The 1,401-nt window shown below is 52.5% G+C and carries 2 protein-coding genes; both read left to right on the top strand.

Going from position 1 to position 1,401, the window contains the following annotated elements; all coding sequences use genetic code 11:
• Window positions 1-319: 319 nt before the first annotated feature.
• Window positions 320-895, top strand: a complete 576-nt coding sequence (locus tag B7364_RS04125; protein WP_269798758.1) for a sugar transferase — start codon at window positions 320-322, stop codon at window positions 893-895.
• Window positions 896-1,066: 171 nt separating this feature from the next.
• The coding region (locus B7364_RS04120) for a polysaccharide biosynthesis/export family protein (protein WP_198534025.1) at window positions 1,067-1,401 on the top strand (335 nt) is incomplete at its 3' end.

Raw genomic sequence — 1,401 nt, 5'->3', positions numbered from 1 at the left:
AACTAACTGATTTGGGAATCCACTTTGTCCACACGGCCTAGGGTCAGACCAAGCAAATACTAAGCATTCATTGATGTAAAAGTGACGCAAAATACCCCTAAGAGGTGTCCATAAAAGACCCAAGAGTTATTCAAGTTTAAGGTGGCACGTTCTTTGCTGCTTTCTTCATGCAATGCCTAAAGCTTTGCCTCAGACTACCAGCGTAAAGCAGGTAAAAAGAGTCGTTGGTAAGAAGAGGTATGAGAGGATGAGGGGAAGGGTATTGAGTGTAGAGAGGTTGGAGGGGCATTATGGTGAGGGAGACGTGTTGGGTTCGCGTGTGAACGGCTATGGTGCGAAGCGTTGGTTTGATTTGGGGGTGAGTGTTTTTTTATTGTTGTTTTTGTTGCCATTTCTGTTGTGTGTATGGGTAGCGGTGAAGGTAACGAGTAAGGGTCCTGGTTTGTATTGGTCGCGTCGGGTGGGACTTGGTGGCAGCATGTTTATGATGCCGAAGTTTCGGACGATGCAGGTTGAGGCGCCATCGATGCCGCGAGAGGCGTTTGATGCGACATGTGGGTATTTGACGCCGATTGGACAGTTTTTGCGCAAGCTGAGTATTGATGAGCTGCCACAGCTATGGTCGGTGGTTGTGGGGGATATGAGTTTGGTGGGTCCGCGTCCGTTATTGGGGAATGATCCGACGACGAAGATCCGGCGGACGTTGTTTCCGGAGTGTTTTAGTGTGCGCCCTGGGATTACGGGATTGGCGCAGGTGAATGGTCGCAACAGTGTGAAGCCGAAGGCGAAGGCGCGTTATGATGCGTTTTATGCGGTGCATTGTCACGCGGGGATGGATTTTCACATATTGTTGCGGACGGCGGGAGCGGTTTTGGACTTGCGTCGGATTTTGTGACACTCGCGGGTTGGAGCCCGCGATGGGTAAAACCAAGCGGGTTGGAGCCCGCGATGGGTAAAACCAAGCGGGTTGGAACCTGCGAGGAAGTCAAGACGAGTAGAAATCAAAATCGAATGGGCTGGGGCCTATGAGATTAGAGGAAGAGCAATGCTTGTATCTGGTGAGGGTATGAAGAGAGTTTTAGGCGGTTTGTTGCTGGCTTTGTGCGTGGTGATGAGCGGTCTTGGGCTGAATGCTGGCTTTGGGCTGGCCGGGGCTCAGGCTCAGAGCCAGAATCAGGGTCAGGCACAAAGACAATTTGTGCCGCTGGTTCGTGCGGGCGAGAGCCAGACGGGCATGCAGCAGACATTGGGTCAGGTGTCTGGAGAGGAAGCCGGAGGTTCGGGCACGGGGTTGGATTACGTCTTGGCCCCCAATGACCGGGTGCGGTTGATTGTATTTGGGGAAGCGGATTTATCGGGCGAGTTTGTGATTGATTCTGCCGGGATGGCATCGTTGCCCTT

Origin of the sequence: Aquidulcibacter paucihalophilus, from assembly GCF_002105465.1 — a bacterium.
Classification (GTDB): domain Bacteria; phylum Pseudomonadota; class Alphaproteobacteria; order Caulobacterales; family Aquidulcibacteraceae; genus Aquidulcibacter; species Aquidulcibacter paucihalophilus.
Note: the sequence above shows the minus strand (reverse complement) of the source record. Positions and strands in the feature narration are given on the sequence as shown.